At 54.8% G+C, this 18,036-nt stretch carries 22 protein-coding genes; 12 read left to right on the top strand and 10 right to left on the bottom strand.

Features of this window, described 5'->3' with window-relative positions; translation table 11 throughout:
- Position 1 precedes the first annotated feature (1 nt).
- From murA to mlaF, 7 genes are read right to left on the bottom strand one after another with little or no spacing between them, the layout of a single operon-like run.
- Positions 2-1,258: a UDP-N-acetylglucosamine 1-carboxyvinyltransferase gene (murA, locus tag IEW52_RS03605; protein WP_188628717.1), complete on the bottom strand. Its 1,257-nt coding sequence runs from the start codon at positions 1,256-1,258 to the stop codon at positions 2-4.
- A 12-nt stretch (positions 1,259-1,270) separates the two neighbouring features.
- On the bottom strand, positions 1,271-1,531 hold the full coding sequence (locus tag IEW52_RS03600; RefSeq protein ID WP_188628716.1) for a BolA family protein: 261 nt from the start codon (positions 1,529-1,531) through the stop codon (positions 1,271-1,273).
- Positions 1,518-1,802: an STAS domain-containing protein gene (locus IEW52_RS03595; protein ID WP_188628715.1), complete on the bottom strand. Its 285-nt coding sequence runs from the start codon at positions 1,800-1,802 to the stop codon at positions 1,518-1,520. The genes IEW52_RS03600 and IEW52_RS03595 overlap by 14 nt, the downstream gene beginning before the upstream one ends.
- The gene (gene mlaC, locus IEW52_RS03590) at positions 1,799-2,440 is read right to left on the bottom strand and encodes a phospholipid-binding protein MlaC (RefSeq protein WP_373286214.1); all 642 of its coding nucleotides are present in this window, start codon (positions 2,438-2,440) and stop codon (positions 1,799-1,801) included. The genes IEW52_RS03595 and mlaC overlap by 4 nt, the downstream gene beginning before the upstream one ends.
- 25 nt (positions 2,441-2,465) lie before the next feature.
- Positions 2,466-2,939, bottom strand: a complete 474-nt coding sequence (mlaD, locus tag IEW52_RS03585; RefSeq protein WP_188628713.1) for an outer membrane lipid asymmetry maintenance protein MlaD — start codon at positions 2,937-2,939, stop codon at positions 2,466-2,468.
- Positions 2,940-2,945: 6 nt separating this feature from the next.
- A complete protein-coding gene (gene mlaE, locus IEW52_RS03580; protein ID WP_188628712.1) occupies positions 2,946-3,725 on the bottom strand; it encodes a lipid asymmetry maintenance ABC transporter permease subunit MlaE in 780 nt (259 codons plus the stop codon).
- Positions 3,715-4,515: a phospholipid ABC transporter ATP-binding protein MlaF gene (mlaF, locus tag IEW52_RS03575; RefSeq protein WP_188628711.1), complete on the bottom strand. Its 801-nt coding sequence runs from the start codon at positions 4,513-4,515 to the stop codon at positions 3,715-3,717. The genes mlaE and mlaF overlap by 11 nt, the downstream gene beginning before the upstream one ends.
- Positions 4,516-4,755: 240 nt before the next feature.
- On the opposite strand from mlaF, the gene IEW52_RS03570 reads away from it, so the two are divergent.
- From IEW52_RS03570 to mgtE, 11 genes are read left to right on the top strand one after another with little or no spacing between them, the layout of a single operon-like run.
- Positions 4,756-5,730, top strand: coding sequence for a KpsF/GutQ family sugar-phosphate isomerase (locus IEW52_RS03570; protein ID WP_188628710.1), 975 nt, complete (start codon positions 4,756-4,758; stop codon positions 5,728-5,730).
- On the top strand, positions 5,730-6,281 hold the full coding sequence (kdsC, locus tag IEW52_RS03565; RefSeq protein WP_188628709.1) for a 3-deoxy-manno-octulosonate-8-phosphatase KdsC: 552 nt from the start codon (positions 5,730-5,732) through the stop codon (positions 6,279-6,281). The genes IEW52_RS03570 and kdsC overlap by 1 nt, the downstream gene beginning before the upstream one ends.
- The gene (lptC, locus tag IEW52_RS03560; protein ID WP_188628708.1) at positions 6,278-6,826 is read left to right on the top strand and encodes an LPS export ABC transporter periplasmic protein LptC; all 549 of its coding nucleotides are present in this window, start codon (positions 6,278-6,280) and stop codon (positions 6,824-6,826) included. The genes kdsC and lptC overlap by 4 nt, the downstream gene beginning before the upstream one ends.
- On the top strand, positions 6,795-7,325 hold the full coding sequence (lptA, locus tag IEW52_RS03555; protein WP_188628707.1) for a lipopolysaccharide transport periplasmic protein LptA: 531 nt from the start codon (positions 6,795-6,797) through the stop codon (positions 7,323-7,325). Before lptC ends, lptA begins: the two co-directional genes overlap by 32 nt.
- Positions 7,326-7,327: 2 nt before the next feature.
- Positions 7,328-8,053, top strand: a complete 726-nt coding sequence (gene lptB, locus IEW52_RS03550; RefSeq protein WP_188628706.1) for an LPS export ABC transporter ATP-binding protein — start codon at positions 7,328-7,330, stop codon at positions 8,051-8,053.
- Positions 8,054-8,102: 49 nt separating this feature from the next.
- Positions 8,103-9,548 carry an RNA polymerase factor sigma-54 gene (locus IEW52_RS03545; RefSeq protein ID WP_188628705.1) on the top strand — a complete coding sequence of 482 codons (1,446 nt, stop codon included), beginning with the start codon at positions 8,103-8,105 and terminating at the stop codon, positions 9,546-9,548.
- Positions 9,549-9,571: 23 nt separating this feature from the next.
- Positions 9,572-9,859, top strand: coding sequence for a ribosome hibernation promoting factor (gene hpf / locus IEW52_RS03540; protein ID WP_188628704.1), 288 nt, complete (start codon positions 9,572-9,574; stop codon positions 9,857-9,859).
- A gap of 2 nt (positions 9,860-9,861) precedes the next feature.
- Complete coding sequence (gene ptsN / locus IEW52_RS03535) at positions 9,862-10,308, top strand: PTS IIA-like nitrogen regulatory protein PtsN (protein WP_188628703.1); 447 nt, start codon at positions 9,862-9,864, stop codon at positions 10,306-10,308.
- A 10-nt stretch (positions 10,309-10,318) separates the two neighbouring features.
- Positions 10,319-11,185: an RNase adapter RapZ gene (gene rapZ, locus IEW52_RS03530; RefSeq protein WP_188628702.1), complete on the top strand. Its 867-nt coding sequence runs from the start codon at positions 10,319-10,321 to the stop codon at positions 11,183-11,185.
- Entirely contained in the window at positions 11,172-11,447 is a 276-nt protein-coding gene (locus IEW52_RS03525) for an HPr family phosphocarrier protein (protein ID WP_188628701.1), read from the top strand. The genes rapZ and IEW52_RS03525 overlap by 14 nt, the downstream gene beginning before the upstream one ends.
- 41 nt (positions 11,448-11,488) lie before the next feature.
- Positions 11,489-12,850 (top strand): magnesium transporter, encoded by a 1,362-nt coding sequence (gene mgtE, locus IEW52_RS03520; protein WP_188628700.1) that lies wholly within the window; start codon positions 11,489-11,491, stop codon positions 12,848-12,850.
- Positions 12,851-13,587: 737 nt separating this feature from the next.
- On the opposite strand, the gene pmbA is transcribed toward mgtE, so the two are convergent.
- The gene (gene pmbA, locus IEW52_RS03515) at positions 13,588-14,928 is read right to left on the bottom strand and encodes a metalloprotease PmbA (RefSeq protein ID WP_188628699.1); all 1,341 of its coding nucleotides are present in this window, start codon (positions 14,926-14,928) and stop codon (positions 13,588-13,590) included.
- A 103-nt stretch (positions 14,929-15,031) separates the two neighbouring features.
- On the opposite strand from pmbA, the gene yjgA reads away from it, so the two are divergent.
- Positions 15,032-15,556: a ribosome biogenesis factor YjgA gene (gene yjgA / locus IEW52_RS03510; RefSeq protein ID WP_188628698.1), complete on the top strand. Its 525-nt coding sequence runs from the start codon at positions 15,032-15,034 to the stop codon at positions 15,554-15,556.
- Positions 15,557-15,752: 196 nt separating this feature from the next.
- Here the strand turns inward: yjgA and tldD are convergent, their stop codons facing one another.
- Both tldD and IEW52_RS03500 read right to left on the bottom strand, forming a co-directional pair.
- The gene (gene tldD / locus IEW52_RS03505; RefSeq protein ID WP_188628697.1) at positions 15,753-17,198 is read right to left on the bottom strand and encodes a metalloprotease TldD; all 1,446 of its coding nucleotides are present in this window, start codon (positions 17,196-17,198) and stop codon (positions 15,753-15,755) included.
- On the bottom strand, positions 17,195-18,016 hold the full coding sequence (locus tag IEW52_RS03500; protein WP_188628696.1) for a carbon-nitrogen hydrolase family protein: 822 nt from the start codon (positions 18,014-18,016) through the stop codon (positions 17,195-17,197). Before IEW52_RS03500 ends, tldD begins: the two co-directional genes overlap by 4 nt.
- Positions 18,017-18,036 lie beyond the last annotated feature (20 nt).

Here is an 18,036-nt window from a genome sequence, read left to right as displayed (position 1 = left end):
TTTAGCCTTTGATGCGTTCTATCTTGCCACCCAGCGCCGAGAGCTTGTCTTCGATAAACTCGTAGCCACGGTCAATGTGGTAAATGCGATCCACTATGGTGGTGCCTTCGGCCACAAAACCGGCCAGTACCAGGCTGGCTGACGCACGCAGATCGGTGGCCATCACGGTGGCACCGGTCAGCTGTTCGGTGTCGCCACAAATGGCCATATTACCATTCAGCTCTATGCTGGCACCCATGCGGTTAAGCTCGGGAACATGCATGAAACGATTTTCAAAAATCGTTTCGGTCACCCGGCCCACCCCCTTGGCCACCGCATTCAGCACGGTAAACTGCGCCTGCATGTCGGTAGGAAACGCCGGGTAAGGCGCGGTCTTGATATCCACCGGCTTGAGGACACGGCCGGTCATGTCGAGGCGGATCCAGTCTTCACCGGTTTCCACCAGGGCACCCGCTTCTTTCAGCTTCACCAAGACCGCTTCCAGTAGATGCGGAGCTGTGTTCAAGCAGGTCACATCACCACCGGTTACCGCAGCGCCCACCAGAAAAGTACCGGTTTCGATGCGATCCGGTTGCACGCGGTATTCGCCGCCATGCAAGGCCTCTACGCCGTCGATGATCAGGGTGTCCTGCCCGATACCCTGAATTTTCGCACCCAGGGTATTCAGGAAGTTCGCCAAATCGACCACTTCCGGTTCGCGGGCGGCGTTTTCAATAATGGTGCGCCCTTCTGCCAGTACCGCCGCCATCATCAGGTTTTCGGTGCCGGTTACGCTGACCATATCCATCAGAATATGCGCGCCTTTCAGGCGACCGTCGACCCGGGCCTTGATGTAGCCATCTTCTACCCGAATGTCGGCGCCCATCTGTTCCAGGCCGTGAATGTGCAGGTTCACCGGGCGGGCGCCAATGGCACAGCCACCGGGCAAAGACACGTCGGCTTCGCCGAAGCGGGCCACCAAGGGCCCCAGGGCAAGAATGGAGGCGCGCATGGTACGCACCAGCTCATAGGGGGCTATGTGGCTGTTTACCGCGCCGGAAATAGCGATAACGTCATCCTGCTCAACCACTTTCAGCCCCATGGAGGCCAGCAGTTGCAAGGTGGTATCCACATCTTTTAGCTTGGGTACATTAGATAGATGTACCGCTTCGTCACACAAAAGGGTGCCGAACAGAATCGGCAGTGCCGCGTTCTTGGCGCCGGAAATAGTCACCTCTCCGGCAAGCCGGCAAGGTCCCTGTATTTTAAATTTATCCATTTCGGTTCCCGCTTAGGAAGGCATAATAAATTTGCGTTCCCGAGCCCATTGCTCGGGAGTAAAGGTCTTCACGGTCAGGGCATGAATGGTATTTTGGGCAATGAGATCCCGCAGTGGGCCATTGATGGCCTGTTGCCGCTTGAGGCGACTCATATCGGCAAACTCGGCCGATACGGCAATCACTTCAAAATGACTGCCTTCGCTTTTGACATACAATTCATCTAAAGGCAGTGCCTGCCGTAATAGTTGTTCTACTTGATTATTCAGTTCCATTCGGGCTCCCGGCAGGGTTGTCGGTCAGCTCGAAAAAAGAGCTGACGCCATATAAATCGGCAAGAGGGTAAAAACTGGCCGGCGGAGCAAGCAAGGCCAAAGGGCCTTGCTCTGCGGCCAGTGCTTGACTCCATTGCACCAAAAACGCCAGGCCAATGGAGTCTATTTCTTTAAGCTCACTCAAATCGGCTTGTCGATGGGCAAACAGCGCCTGGCGCTCGGACCAGTAAGCCGGCAATTGCGCTCGAGTCAGCTCGCGAGTCAGTTTCATTCTTTTCTTTCCAGCGGAGTCACTGGCTTGTTGGTGTGGGCATACAAGTCTTTGGTCACCTGATCGATGCCCTTCTGGCGGATCAGGCCACTCAACTCGGCCTGCTTGGCCGACAGCAGACTAATGCCTTCGGCTATCATGTCGAACACGCGCCATTCACCGGTACGGCTGTTTTTACGCAGCTTGAATTCCAGCTGGATGGCTGGCTTGTTGGTCTCCAATACCGTGACCGGAACCGATACCAACTTGTCTTCTGCCCCCACCTTGCCGGTGCCAATATCAAGCTTTTGCTCTTTGTAGGCCGCCAGCGCATCGGCATAGGTCACCACCAGATACTCGCTGAATGCATCGACAAACTGCTCTCTTTGCTTGGGCGTGGTGTTGTTCAGCTGTTTGCCAATCACGCGAAAGGCAGAAAAACGTACGTCCACTGCCGGCAGCATTTCTTCACGCACTATGGTGCGTAGATATTTCGGATCCGCCTTGATTTTGCTCTGCTCGCTACCCAGACGATCAAAGGTATTCTGGGCAACTTCATTCACCAGCTGATAAGGTTCGCCAAGGGCCAACGCATTCGCTAATGGGGCCCAGCTACCGGCCAGCAGTAACAATCCTGACATCAATAATTTTTTCATTATTCGCTCCTAGGGAGTGGGCTATGGCTTAGTTATCACCAATAGAGTAAATGAATTTTCCAATCAGCTCTTCCAATACCAGTGCCGACTGGGTGTCCGTAATGGTATCGCCATCCTTGAGCATGCCGATACCCATCTCTTCATCGGCAAAACCTGGGCTCAGCCCCAGATATTGTTCACCCAGCAATCCCGAGGTCTGAATGGCTGCGGTACTGCTTTCGGCAAATTCACCGGCACTGCGACTAACGACTAACGTCACCACAGGCACCTGATCTTTAGGATCCAGTTTTATTTCACTGACTCGACCCACCACGACTCCACCCACCTTGATGGGCGAGCGTACTTTAAGTCCGCCAATATTATCGAACTTGGCATAAAGGGTATAGCTTTCCCCCTGGCCGTTAACGCTGACTCCCGCCACTTTAAACGCCAACAGCAGCAAGGCCCCGATTCCGGCTAACATAAAGCAGCCAACGCTGAATTCTAGTTTGCTGAATTTCATCACTATTTATCCAAACATGACGGCGGTGAGGACAAAATCAAGCCCCAGTACCGCCAAAGAAGAATGAACCACGGTACGCGTCGTGGCCTGACTGATCCCGGCTGCCGTCGGCTTGGCATCGATGCCATTGAACAGCGCAATCCAGGTCACCACCAGGGCAAACACCAGACTCTTGATAAAGCCCTGCATAATGTCCTGCTTGAAGTCGACGGCCGCCTGCATGGCAGACCAGAACCCCCCTTCGTCAACGCCCAGCCAATCTACGCCCACCAGCTTGGCACCCCAGATACCAATGAGGCTGAACATCAGTGCCAGCAGTGGCATGCTGATAATCCCGGCCCAAAAGCGCGGGGCTACCACTCGGCGCAGCGGATCTATACCCATCATTTCCAGGCTCGACAGCTGTTCGGTGGTTTTCATCAGGCCCAGCTCGGCGGTCAAGGCGGAGCCGGCACGGCCGGCAAACAGCAGACCGGTCACCACTGGTCCCAATTCGCGCAACAGCGACAGGGAAACCAGAGGCCCCAGCATGCCTTCGGCGCCAAAATCCACCAGCACGTTATAACCTTGCAGCGCCAACACCATACCAATAAAGAGGCCGGATACCAGTATAATGGCGACCGACTGCACGCCCACCACCCGCAATTGTTCCACCAGTAACGGAAAATGCTTTTTCGGCTGTGGTCGTCCCACCAGGGTGTGCAGCAGCATGATGCCGGCTCGCCCACCGGCAGTCAGACCATCGATGCCCCGACGCCCCAGGCGCCCTATTACATCAATCAACATGGGTTAATGACTCCCTGAATGAGGGTGCAGGATAATGAAAAGCCACCGGACCGTCGGCCTGACCTTGCAGAAACTGCACCAGTTGCGCGTCGGTTTGCTGTCGCAGTTCTTCTGGCGTACCTGCCGCTATCACTTTTTTATTGGCGATAATGTAGGCGTAATCGGCAATATTCATCACCTCATCCACATCGTGGGTGACCACAATAGAGGTCAGCCCCTGGGCTTTATTGAGTTCGGCAATCAGCTTGACCAACACCGCCATGCTGATCGGATCCTGGCCGGCAAACGGCTCGTCATACATGATAAGTTCGGGGTCTTGCGCTATGGCTCGCGCCAAAGCTGCACGACGAGCCATGCCACCGGACAGCTCGGAAGGCATGAGCCGTGCGGCACCACGCAACCCCACGGCTTCCAGCTTCATCAGTACCAGAGTCTCAATCATGGCTTCCGGCAAGCCGCTGTGCTCGCGCAACGGGAAAGCTACGTTGTCGAAGACCGACATGCCGGTAAACAGGGCACCGCTTTGAAACAGCATGCCCATACGCTGTCGTTCCCGATACAGCCGCGAGCGGCTCATGGCAGGAATCGACTGGCCATCAAACAGTATCTCGCCATGGCTGGGCTTTATCTGGCCGCCAATCAGTCTTAACAGCGTGGTTTTACCTATCCCACTGGGGCCCATGATGGCGGTAATTTTGCCTTTCGGGATCTGCAGATTGATGTTGTCGTACAGCGGCCGGTCACCGTGGCCAAAGCAAAGATCCCTTATTTCAACAAGGTTCTGGCTCAAACTGATTCCCCAACGAAAAGAAGGAATTGTATGAGTTCCCAGGTAGATGGGCAACCAAGACTCGGTTTTTAACCTCCTGGTGCGCCATTAAATGACTGGGAAATGCAATAAAGCCATTTTTTTGTGGTGGGTCTCGCAAATAATAGGCGTTTGCATCGTCTGCGTTGCCGATTGCCAGTCGCTTATCAACACAAGCTTTTCTATAATGGCCGCGCATAGGGTCTGTTTGTGGAGGAATATATGACTGTGGAATTTGACTACCAGAAAACGGCCCAGCGCGTGCTGGATATTGAAAAGGCGGCCATTGACGGCCTTTATCAATATCTGGACCAGGCCTTTAATCATGCCTGTCGGCTTATGTTTCAGTGCACGGGAAAGATCATAGTGACCGGCATGGGCAAATCGGGTCACATTGCCCACAAGATTGCGGCCACCCTGGCCAGCACAGGGACGCCGGCCTTTTTTGTGCACCCGGGTGAGGCCAGCCATGGCGATTTGGGCATGATCAGCAAGAATGATGTGGTGCTGGCCTTGTCCAACTCCGGTGAGAGCAGCGAAATCATCTCCTTGTTGCCGGTGCTCAAACGCCGGGCCATTCCCTTGGTGTGCCTCACCGGCAATCCAGCCTCCACCATGGCGCGCGAGGCCAATGTGCATCTGTGTACCCGCGTAGAGCAAGAAGCCTGCCCCCTGGGTCTGGCGCCCACCGCCAGCACCACAGCCGCATTGGTAATGGGTGATGCACTGGCGGTGTCACTGCTGGAAGCTCGCGGCTTTACCGCCGACGATTTCGCACTCAGCCATCCCGGTGGGGCTCTGGGCAAGCGGCTGCTGCTACGCGTCGGCGATCTGATGCATCAAGGCGACAAGGTGCCCAGGGTGGCACTCACTACCCTGATTATTGACGCCCTGCTGGAAATTGGCCGCACCGGCCTTGGCTTTACCGCCGTGGTGGATGATCAGCAACGACTGGTTGGCGTGTATACGGACGGCGACTTGCGGCGTACTCTGGATCAGAAGATAGATGTGCACCACACTGCTATTGAGCAGGTCATGACCCGACGCTGCACCACGGTACACGCCACCATGCTGGCGGCGGAAGCGGTACAGTTGATGGAAGAGAAAAAAATCAGCGGCCTGCTGGTGCTGGACGAGGAACAACATCCGGTAGGCGCCTTCAATATGCACGACTTGTTACTGGCAGGAGTGATCTAATGGAAGAATCCGGTTTATATGGCCCGGTTGCCACCACGGTATGGCGCAAGCTGGCTCGGGTTCAGTTACTGATTTGCGACGTAGATGGCGTCTTGTCTGACGGTGCTATTTACCTGGGCAACCAGGGAGAAGAATACAAAAGCTTTAACACCAAAGACGGCTTTGGCATCAAGGCAATACAAAATGCGGGAATGGCCGTGGCAGTGATTACCGGCCGTAATTCATCCATTGTGGCTGAGCGCATGAAATCACTGGGCGTACAGCACGTTTATCAAGGCCAGTGTGATAAAATGCACAGCTATCGGGCGTTGCTGGCCGATCTTGAGCTCACCCCGGAACACGTCGCCTATATCGGCGACGATGTAGTCGACTTGCCGGTCATGCTGGACTGCGGCCTGGGGGTCGCAGTGGCCGATGCGCACCCGCTGGTGCGGCAAAAAGCCGATTATATAACCCGTCTGTCCGGTGGCCGGGGCGCAGTGCGTGAATTATGCGACCTGATGCTGGAAGCGCGAGGCATGCTGCTGCACGCCCAGGGAATGAGCATATGAGTCGTCAAACCGGTTGGTTTGCTGGCCTGTTTGTCGTGGCACTGGCGTGCTGGCAATGGTTCAACCCCACCGCCGAACAACCGGTTACCCAGCAGAACTATCATCCGGATTTTATTGCCAAAAATCTGGCCAGCGTACAATACAATCAGCTGGGCCTGCCCTATCGCGGGTTAAATGCCGACTATGCGGAGCACTATGAACCGCTGGCCATGACCCTAATGGAAAAACCTGTTATCTTGCTCTATTCGCCCGATGGCCAGCCCGAATGGCGGCTCAGCGGTGACGAGGGCATTTTAAATACCAACGACAACGCCGTGCTGAACGGCACCGTCGTGGGCAAGGGACTACAACCGGATGCGGTGGTACACACCCTGACAACCGAATACCTGGAACTGGATTTTATCAATAACCAGTTGCGCTCTAACCGGGCGGTACAGTTAACCAGCCCCAACTATCAGGCTCAGGGCCTGGGCCTGCTGGGAAAAATCGATCAACAAACGGTGGAATTACTGCATGAAACCCGGGCAACGTACGTTACTCCTTAGCATTGGCGGCCTGTTGGCATTAAGCCTGAATCTGGCTCAGGCCAAAGAGTCTGATTACAAGCAGCCGGTAACCATAGATGCCGGTCGTCAACTGGTAGAGCTGGCAGATAACAAGGTGACCTTTACCGACAATGTGGTCGTCAAACAGGGCACCATGGATGTGCGGGCCAGCAAGCTGGTGGTGATCCGCAACGACAAGGGTCTGCAATCCATGACGGCTCATGGCTCTCCGGCCACCTACTATCAGATACTGGACAGCGGTCAGCCGATCAATGCCGAGGCAAAACAGATCCATTACGATATAAAAGCTCGCACCATAACGCTGTTGAACGATGCCAAAATCAAGCAGAACGACAATATCGTTACCGGCTACCGTATTCGCTATCACATAGACCGCGAACAGATGGAAGCCGAAAGCCAGGGCGGTAAAGACCGTGTCACCACGATATTTTTGCCCGAGCAGCTGCAAAACATGAATGATAAAGAGGCTCAAAACTAAAGATGGCGACCTTAAAAGCCCGTAATTTGCAAAAAAGTTACAAAGGACGCCAAGTGGTGGCCGATGTCAGCCTGACGGTAAAAACCGGCCAGATTGTTGGCCTGCTAGGCCCCAATGGTGCCGGTAAAACCACGTCCTTCTACATGATAGTGGGGCTGGTACAGCGCGATGCGGGCAGCATCACCATAGATGATCAGGACATCAGCCATCAGCCGATGCATGTGCGAGCCCGTGCCGGCATCGGCTATTTGCCTCAGGAAGCGTCTATTTTTCGTCGTCTTAGCGTGGCCGACAACTTGATGGCCGTGCTGGAAACCCGCAAGGAGCTGAGCGCCGCTGACCGTACAGAGAAAATGGAGCAGCTGCTCGAAGAGTTTAATATCACTCATATTCGTGACAGCATCGGTATGAGCCTGTCGGGCGGCGAGCGCCGGCGCGTCGAAATTGCCCGGGCACTGGCGGCGGATCCACGCTTTATTTTATTGGATGAGCCCTTTGCGGGCGTAGATCCCATTTCGGTACTCGATATCAAAAAAATCATTCTGCACCTGCGGGATCGTGGCCTGGGTGTACTCATTACCGACCATAACGTACGGGAAACGCTCGATGTGTGTGAACGTGCCTATATTGTGAGCCATGGTCATCGTATTGCCGCCGGTACGCCGGCCGAAATACTCGATAACGAGCAGGTCAAGAAAGTCTATCTTGGTGAGCAGTTCAGCCTCTAGCTTTGCCGCCGGTGAGCCCAGCGGTTGACATGGAAGGATTTTTTCAACGATGAAGGCATCTCTTCAGTTACGCATGGGTCAGCAGCTGACCATGACCCCCCAGCTGCAGCAGGCCATTCGTCTGCTGCAGCTGTCCAGTCTGGAGCTGCAGCAGGAAATTCAACTGGCCCTGGATAATAATCCCCTGCTCGAACAAGAAGAACAGGAGGATCAGGACGCCATCGACATGGCGCCGCAACAGAATGAGCAAATGGCCACCGATACCGCCATGGAACAGCACAAGCTGTCCGATGAGCTGCCGATGGATACCCAGTGGGACGAGATTTATACCGCCTCTGCCGGTGGCAGCGGAAGCGCCGGCCTGCCCGAAGGCATAGAAGAAACGGTATACCAGGGGGAAACCACCGAAACCCTGCAGGATTATCTGCTGTGGCAAATGCACCTGACGCCTTTCAGTGATACCGACCAAGCCATCGCCCTGGCCATTATCGATGCCATTGATGAAGCCGGCTATCTCGACCTCGACATAGAAGGCATATTGGCCAGCGTATCTGGCGGCGAGCAGGATATTGAAGCGGACGAGGTAGAAGCCGTTCTCAAACGCATCCAGCATTTCGATCCTCTCGGCGTGGCCGCGCGCAGCGTACAGGAATGCTTGCGCATTCAGCTCGAGTCTCTGCCTGCCGAGACCCTTTGGCTGGAAGAAGCCCTGTCGGTTATTGAGCACCACATGGACTTGCTTGGCAATCGTGACTACCGCACCCTGCAGCGCAAAACCAAGCTGAAAGAAGACGAACTGAGAGACGTGCTGGCCTTGATCCAGCAGCTTGAACCCAGGCCGGGTAACCGCATCTTGCAATCGAGCTCCGAGTACGTGATTCCCGATGTGCTGGTCAGCAAACAGCAAGGCGCGTGGGTGGCAGAGCTGAACGCGGATGCCATGCCCAAGGTGCGGCTTAATCAAACCTATGCCGCCATGGCAAAAGGTGCCAAAAACGGGGACGACGGCCAGTTTATTCGTAACCACCTGCAAGACGCCAAATGGTTTATCAAGAGTCTGGAAAGCCGAAATGAGACCTTGCTCAAGGTTGCCAATTGTATTGTTGACCAACAACAGGCATTCTTTGAGTATGGTGCCGAGGCCATGAAACCCATGGTGTTGAACCAGGTAGCCGAAGTGGTGGAAATGCACGAATCCACCATCTCGCGGGTCACGACCCAGAAATTTATGCACACCCCCAAGGGGGTGTATGAGCTGAAGTATTTTTTCTCCAGCCATGTAGGAACCGATACCGGCGGCGAATGTTCCTCCACCGCCATTAGGGCATTAATCAAAAAGTTAGTGGTAGCAGAAAACCCGGCTAAGCCATTGAGCGATAGCAAAATCGCGCAATTACTGGCCGAACAGGGGATACAGGTGGCCAGAAGGACCATCGCCAAATACCGGGAGTCACTGGCCATCCCCCCTTCCAATCAGCGTAAACGCCTGATTTAAGGCAGACCTAGAAGGAAGACGTTATGCAAATAAACCTGACTGGACACCATGTAGAAATCACAGACTCGCTGCGTGATTATGTAAACAGCAAGTTCTCCAAACTGGAGCGTCATTTCGACAACATGACCAACGCACACGTCGTTCTCACCCTGGAAAAACTGCTGAAAGTGGCAGAAGCCAAGATTCACCTCAGCGGCGGCGAAATTTTTGCCAATGCTCAACATGAAGACATGTACGCGGCCATTGACGGTCTGTTCGATAAACTCGATCGTCAAGTCATCAAACACAAAGAGAAGCTCAAGCAAAAATAACCATGGAAGTCGCCGACATACTGAGCAGGGACTGCACGCGCAGTGTAGTCCCCTGCACGAGCAAAAAACGCGCTCTGGAAATCATCAGCGAACTGGCTGCCCAGCATTTGAATGTCAGCAGTCAACAGTTGTTTGACTGTCTGCTGGCACGAGAAAAAATGGGCAGTACCGGCATAGGCAATGGTATCGCCATTCCTCATGGCCGCATCAGCGATGAAAACCGGGCAACCGCGGTGTTACTCACCTTTGCCGAACCGGTGGAATTCGATGCTATCGACAACCAGCCGGTCGGTTTGGTCTTTGCTCTGTTAGTTCCCGAGCAAGAGTGCAAACAGCACCTTAAAACCCTGTCATTGATTGCAGAAAAACTCAGTGACAAACAAATTTGCAAACAGTTGCGTCAAGCCAGCAGTGATGACGAACTCTATCAAATCATGATTTCTTCCTGAGGAGGATACTATGCAGCTGGTGATCGTCAGTGGTCGTTCTGGTTCGGGGAAAACCGTCGCGTTACGGGTACTCGAAGATTTGGGCTATTACTGCGTCGATAACTTGCCGGTAGAGCTGCTACCCGACCTGGTTAAAATGCGCCGCGACAAACCCGGTGAAGTTGCCGTGAGTATTGACGTACGCAACCTGCCTGATAGCAGTGACAAGCTGGAAGCTTGTCTGCTTGAGGTCCGCGCCATGGAGGGCGTGAGCTTGTCCAGCATCTTTATTGATGCCGACAATGCGGCACTGATCCGCCGCTTTGGCGATACCCGCCGGCTCCACCCCCTGTCACGACTCAGCCTGACACTGGATGAAGCCATTCGCCGGGAAACCCACTTACTGTCTCCCCTGTCTTCGGAAGCGGATTTACGCATCGACACCTCGGATCTCAGTATTCATGATCTTAGCGAAATCATTCGCGCCCGCATTCTGGGCAAGAAAGAGCGTGAATTGAACTGGGTGTTCGAATCCTTTGGCTACAAGTTTGGCATATCGCAAGACGCGGACTTCGTGTTCGATGCCCGCTTTTTGCCCAACCCCCACTGGATAGCCGAGCTCAGGCCCTTTACCGGCCGGGACGAGCCGGTGGCCAATTACCTGAACAGCCAGGCTGAAGTCACCAAATACCTGTGGCAGATTGAAAACCTGCTGGTCACCTGGATGCCGCATCTGGAACGCAACAATCGCAGCTATGTCACCGTGGCCATAGGTTGTACCGGCGGCAAGCACAGATCCGTGTATCTGGTAGAGCAGCTGGCCCAATCGTTTAAAAAAATGGGCAAGAGCGTGCAGCTGCGCCACCGCACCCTGGAAAAGCAATATGTCGAGAATTGAGCGCGATCTCCAAATCGTCAACAAGCTGGGGCTTCATGCCCGCGCCGCCATTCAGCTGGTACAGTTGACACAACAATTTGATGCCACCGTCACCGTATGCAGCCAGGAAAAACAGGCCCCCGCCAATAGTGTAATGGGCCTGTTGATGCTGGAAACCGCCCAGGGCCACGCCATTCGAGTGGTCGCCGAAGGTCAGGATGCCGAAGCGGCCATGAACGCCGTTTCTCGTCTTGTCGCCGACCGCTTCAACGAGGCTGAATAACAAAACTTGCTCAGCCGTTTCATATTTAAGCGGAACACCAGATGACAGAATCCCCCGAAAAACCCAGCACCCCAGATCATCTGGTCAACATAACCCAGGCTCTTAACAGCGGCATGTTCGTGCACGTTCGGCGTAGTTTGCAGCAAATGCGCCCGGGTGATGTGGCCTGGTTGCTGGAAGCGTCTCCGACTCCCAGCCGTAAAGTGCTATGGCAGCTTATCGATCCCGATGAATACGGCGAAATTCTCGAAGAACTCTCGGAAGAAGTCAGAGACGGCATAGTACGACTGATGGAGCCCAGCAAGCTGGCCGCCGCTCTGGAAGACATGGAGTCGGACGATCTGGCCGATGTGCTGCGCGACCTGCCCGAGCAGCTGTTGAACCAGGTGCTGACGGAAATGGACGAACAAGACCGGCTACGGGCGCAACAGGCGCTGTCGTATCCGGAAGATACCGCCGGCTCCATCATGAACACCGAGTTCATTACCGTACGCTCCGATATCAGCATAGAAGTGGTACTGCGTTATCTGCGGTTGCACAGCGAATTGCCGGAAGGCACAGACACCCTGTATGTGGTCGATCAGAACAACCGGCTATTGGGCGATATCTCGCTGGCCAGCCTGGTGGTACAGGATCCCGACACTCCCGTGTCCGAAGCCATGGACACTCAGGTGGAAGCCATTCCACTGACAATGAGCGATACCGAGGCAGCCAAGCTGTTCGAGCGGCACGACTGGTTGTCGGCCCCGGTAGTGGATGAAAACTATCAACTGATGGGTCGGATCACCATAGATGATGTGGTCGATATCATTCGTGAAGATGGCGAGCACACCATGATGGCGATGGCGAAAATGGACGACGACGAAGACACCTTTGCCCCCGTGCTCACCAGTGCCCGACGTCGTTCCATCTGGCTGACCATCAACCTGGGTACCGCCCTGCTGGCCGCCAGCGTGTCCAATATGTTTGAAGCCACCTTGTCACAACTGGCTACCCTGGCGGTATTGATGACCATAGTGCCCTCCATGGGCGGCATTGCCGGCAATCAGACCCTGGCACTGGTGATCCGTGGCATGGCCGTAGGCCATATCGGTAACAGCAACGCCCGTTGGTTGCTGACCAAAGAGGCGCTAGTGGGCTTGCTTAACGGCATCTTGTGGGCACTGATGGTAGCCATAGTGGTCGGCTTCTGGAAAGAGAGCTGGCAAATCGGCATGGTGCTTGGCCTGGCGATGTTTATCAACCTGTCGGTCGCCGGGCTGGCCGGTGCCGCGATTCCGCTGGTGATGCGCAAGTTCAATATCGACCCCGCGCTCGCCGGTTCCATGGCACTCAGTACCATCACCGATATTATCGGCTTGCTGTCCTTCCTGGGCCTGGCGACCCTGCTCTTGATTCACTGACCAGGGAATAGGGAATAGGGAATAGGGAATAGGGAATAGGGAATAGGGAATAGGGAATAGGGAATAGGGAATAGGGAATAGGGAATAGGGAATAGGGAATAGGGAATAGGGAATAGGGAATAGGGAATAGGGAATAGGGAATAGGGAATAGGGAATAGGGAATAGGGAATAGGGAATAGGGAATAGGGAATAGGGAATAGGGAATAGGGAATAGGGAATAGGGAATAGGGAATAGGGAATAGGGAATAGGGAATAGGGAATAGGGAATAGGGAATAGGGAATAGGGAATAGGGAATAGGGAATAGGGAATAGGGAATAGGGAATAGGGAATAGGGAATAGGGAATAGGGAATAGGGAATAGGGAATAGGGAATAGGGAATAGGGAATAGGGAATAGGGAATAGGGAATAGGGAATAGGGAATAGGGAATAGGGAATAGGGAATAGGGAATAGGGAATAGGGAATAGGGAATAGGGAATAGGGAATAGGGAATAGGGAATAGGGAATAGGGAATAGGGAATAGGGAATAGGGAATAGGGAATAGGGAATAGGGAATAGGGAATAGGGAATAGGGAATAGGGAATAGGGAATAGGGAATAGGGAATAGGGAATAGGGAATAGGGAATAGGGAATAGGGAATAGGGAATAGGGAATAGGGAATAGGGAATAGGGAATAGTAGATTGGCGATAAACGTAGCTAATCCCTAATCACCAGTCCCCAGTCCCAATTCTCTGCAGTTACTGTCCGCCGATTTTCATTTCATCGATCAACACAGAGCCGGTTTGCAGGCTGGAGCGGGTTTCAACATCGGTACCCACCGCCTGAATACCGGCAAACATGTCTTTCAGATTACCGGCAATGGTGATCTCTTCCACCGGATAGGCAATCTCGCCGTTCTCGACCCAAAAGCCGGCCGCGCCCCGTGAGTAGTCACCGGTCACGATATTGACGCCCTGGCCCATCATTTCGGTCACCAGCAGGCCGGTGCCCATCATTTTCAATAGTTGCTCATGGCTCTGACCGGTGTTGGCGATGGTCCAGTTATGAATGCCGCCCGCATGGCCGGTGAGTTCCATATTCATCTTGCGCGCCGCATAGCTGGTCAGCAAATAGGTTTGCAGCCGCCCCTGCTCGATAATGCGCCTGTCTATGGTGCGCACGCCTTCGTTATCGAACGGCGAGCTGGCCAGCCCTTTGTGCAGGTGCGGTTGCTCGTGAATATCGAACCAGTCGGGGAAAATGCGTTCCCCAAGGGTATCGAGCAAAAAGGATGACTGCCGATACAGGTTGCCGCCGCTGATGCCCATCACCAGATGACCGAACAGGCTGGCGGCTACGTCGGGATGAAACAGCACAGGCGCGCGAGTAGTACCTATTTTGCGCCCACCCAGGCGGCCCAGGGTGCAGCTGACCGCTTCATCGGCAACTTGCTCTGGCGTCCAGAGGTCGTCGAAGCTACGCGCCGAGGTATAGCCATACTCACGCTGCATATCGCCGTCTTGCTCACCGATCAAGACACAGCTCATGCCAAAGCGGCTGCCGGCATAGCCTTTGATAAAGCCGTGGCTGTTGCCGTAGACCTTGATGCCAAGATTGGTCGAGAAACTGGCGCCGTCCGACTGCTTGATGCGCGGATCGCGGCCCAGCGCCTGCTGTTCACAGCGCAAGGCCAGCTCGATGCCATCGGCGGGCTCAAGAGGATGAGGAAAACACAGCTCCAGCTCGGGGGCATCCCAGGCCAATGACTCGGCAGGCGCCAAACCGGAAAACGGGTCTTCGGTGGTATAGCGCGAAATGTCCATCGCCGCCGCCACGGTACGGGCGATGGCGTCGGGCCGTAAATCGGAAGTAGAGGCCGAACCTTTACGGCCATCCCGATAGACTGCGATGCCCAGTGCACCGTCTTTATTGAACTCGATATTTTCCAGCTCGCCGTTGCGGGTATTCACCGACAAGCCGGTTTGTTTGCTGATCGACACCTCGGCGGTGTCGGCACCCAGGCGCTTGGCGCTGGCGAGTGCCTGTTCTACTGCCAGCTCTAGCTGGCGCTGTTCGTTTTGAATATCTGCTGGGGTCATGATTAATATCGCTGGCTCAGTTTGCAGTTAGCATAACAGACCCCTGCGCGCCTTGGGAGAAGCTGTTAATATATATGTAATTCTTAATAAAGACGGAAAAGCTATGCGCCACCATGACGATGCCCCAGAGCAAGACGATGAAATAGAGTGGGTCAGTAAAAGTGAAATGAAGCGTGACAGTCGCGCCCTGCAGAAGCTGGGCGAGACACTGGTCAAGCTTCAGCCCCATGAACTGGCCAAGGTTCCTCTTGATGAAGATTTGCAGGAAGCCATTGATCTGGCACACAAACTTCATAACAAGCGGGAAGGTCTGCGCCGCCACATGGCCTATATCGGCAAACTGATGCGCACCCGGGACGTGACCGACATTCAAAAGGCACTGGCCGGCTTCGAGCATAAAAGCGCCGTGGCCAACGCCAAGTTCCACAAGCTGGAACAGTGGCGTGACCGCCTGATCAAGGAAGGTGATAAAGGCGTGAATGCGCTGATGTTCGAGCACCGTCATCTGGATCGGCAAAAACTGCGCCAGCTGGCTCGCACCGGCCGCAAGGAGCTGGCCGCCGGCCTGCCACCCGCCGCCTACCGCGAGTTGTTTCAGTATCTGAAAACGAATATTGAAGAAGAATAAAAAAACAGCGGTCAGCCGTAAGCTGTCAGTTAAAGAAAAGGCACCGCATCAGTAGATGCGGTGCCTTTTTTGATAATGAGGGGGCTGATTTCAGCGCCAGAAAAAGTTAACTCTGTATCTGGCTGCTGAAACGCCCTAGCATAAAGTGCAGTGATCTTTTTCTGATAGCTTGAAGCTTACCGCTGACAGCTGTCTCTTATTGTGTACCACCCACGGTCAGCTGGTCCAGTTTCAGGGTGGGCTGGCCAACGCCGACCGGTACGCTCTGGCCGTCTTTGCCACATACACCCACGCCGGCATCCAGGGCCAGGTCGTTACCCACCATGGACACCTGGCTCATGGCCTCTGGCCCGTTACCAATCAGGGTCGCGCCCTTGATGGGTGCCGTGATTTTGCCATCTTCAATCAGATAGGCTTCGGAAGCAGAAAACACGAATCGACCCGAAGTAATATCGACCTGGCCACCACCGAAGTTGGGGGCATAAATGCCCTTCTTCACGCTCTTGATGATATCTTCCGGCGAGGCTTCTCCGGCCAGCATATAGGTATTGGTCATCCGCGGCATCGGCAGATGGGCGTATGACTCACGACGGCCGTTACCGGTGGGCGCCATGCCCATCAATCGCGCATTCAGCTTGTCCTGCATGTAGCCTTTGAGTATGCCGTTTTCGATCAGCACATTGTAGCCGGTAGGCGTGCCTTCATCGTCTATGGACAAGGAGCCGCGACGATTGTCCAGGGTGCCGTCATCCACTATGGTACACAGGCTGGACGCCACTTTTTCACCGATACGCCCTGCATAGGCCGACGACCCCTTGCGGTTGAAGTCGCCTTCCAGCCCATGACCTACCGCTTCGTGCAGCAAGACCCCCGGCCAACCGGCACCCAGTACCACCGGCATGGTACCTGCTGGGGCATCAATGGCCTCCAGATTCACCAGCGCCTGGCGTACCGCTTCCTTTACGTAGCCCATGGCTCTGGGCTGGCCGTCGACTTCTTCCAGGAAAAACTCGTAGCCCACTCGGCCACCACCACCACTGCCGCCACGTTCACGACGGCCCTTGCGCTCGACCAGTACCGAGCAGTTCAGACGCACCAATGGGCGCAGGTCGGTGGCCAGCGTACCATCGGTAGCCAGCACCATAATTTCTTCGTAAACACCGGAAATAGACGCAATCACCTGATGCACCGCCGGATCCAGGCTGCGGGCAAAGGCATCCATCTGCTGTAACAGCTCGATTTTTTGCTCGCGAGTCAGGCTGTCCCGCGGATTCACCGCCATATAGCGGCTGGTCACGGGACGCTCCTGGCCGATTTTAAAGCGACCATCACCGCCCTTTTGTGCAATGCCCCGGGCGGCACTCACCGCCTGATCCAGCGAGCTGGCCGTGAGTTCATCGGAATAGGCAAAACCGGTTTTTTCACCGCTGACGGCGCGCACGCCCACACCTTGCTCTATGTTGTAGCTGCCGTCTTTTACGATGCCGTCTTCCAGCACCCAGGACTCGTGCACGCTGTTTTGAAAATACAGATCGGCAAAATCAATCTGATGCCGGCTCAGTCGCGCCAGCTGCGCATCCAGCAACGCCATATCCAGTTCGTTGGGCACCAGAATACTGCGGTTAATTTGTTCAATACTCATTCATTTCTCCAAACCGCGCTTAAGCGGGCATGTTGTGCCACTGGCATTTGCCGACGAATAAGGGCCAGTCGCTCTGTATCTATGGGCGCCACTATCAGCCCTTCGCCCTTGGGCAAACAGCGCTCGACTTCTCCCCAGGGGCTGATAATCACCGAATGTCCCCAGGTTTGCCGCTCTCCTTGCTCACCATACAGGCCAGCCGCCAGCACATAACACTGGTTTTCAATGGCGCGGGCCTGCAGCAGGGGCAGCCAATGCGCCTGACCGGTGACCCGGGTAAAGGCGGCCGGCACCAGTAAGATATCGGCGCCCTTGGCCCGCAGCGCCCGATATAATTCGGGAAAACGCAAATCATAACAGATAGACAACCCCAAACGCCCGAAGGGACTGTCTATCACGCAAAGATCATCACCGGGCGCAAAGCTGTCGGACTCTCGATATCGTCCCTGGTTATCGGCCACATCCACATCAAACAGGTGCAACTTGTGATAGTGCCCGACCAGCTCGCCCTGCTCGTTATAGACCAGACTGGTGGCATGGAGGCGTTCACTGCCCTTGATGCGAGTTGGCGTGGAGCCAACCACCAGCCAGATGCCCAGCTCTTTCGCCCACTGACTGAACTGAGCCTGAATCGGACCTTCGCCCAGCGGTTCAGCCGCTTGCTGTATGGCTTTTTTGCTGCCGAATACCACGCTATTTTCGGGTAACAACACCAATAACGGACGCTGGGCAGGTAATTGCTGCAACAAGCTGGCCAGACGGGATCGATTGGCCTCCCAATCGGATCCGGCATTAATCTGTATCGCGACCAACTCCATCGTCTGCTCCTTGTTTATGG

This window comes from Oceanisphaera marina (assembly GCF_014643915.1).
Classification (GTDB): domain Bacteria; phylum Pseudomonadota; class Gammaproteobacteria; order Enterobacterales; family Aeromonadaceae; genus Oceanimonas; species Oceanimonas marina.
The sequence above is the reverse complement of the archived record's forward strand: the minus strand, read 5'-3'. Positions and strand labels throughout refer to the sequence as shown.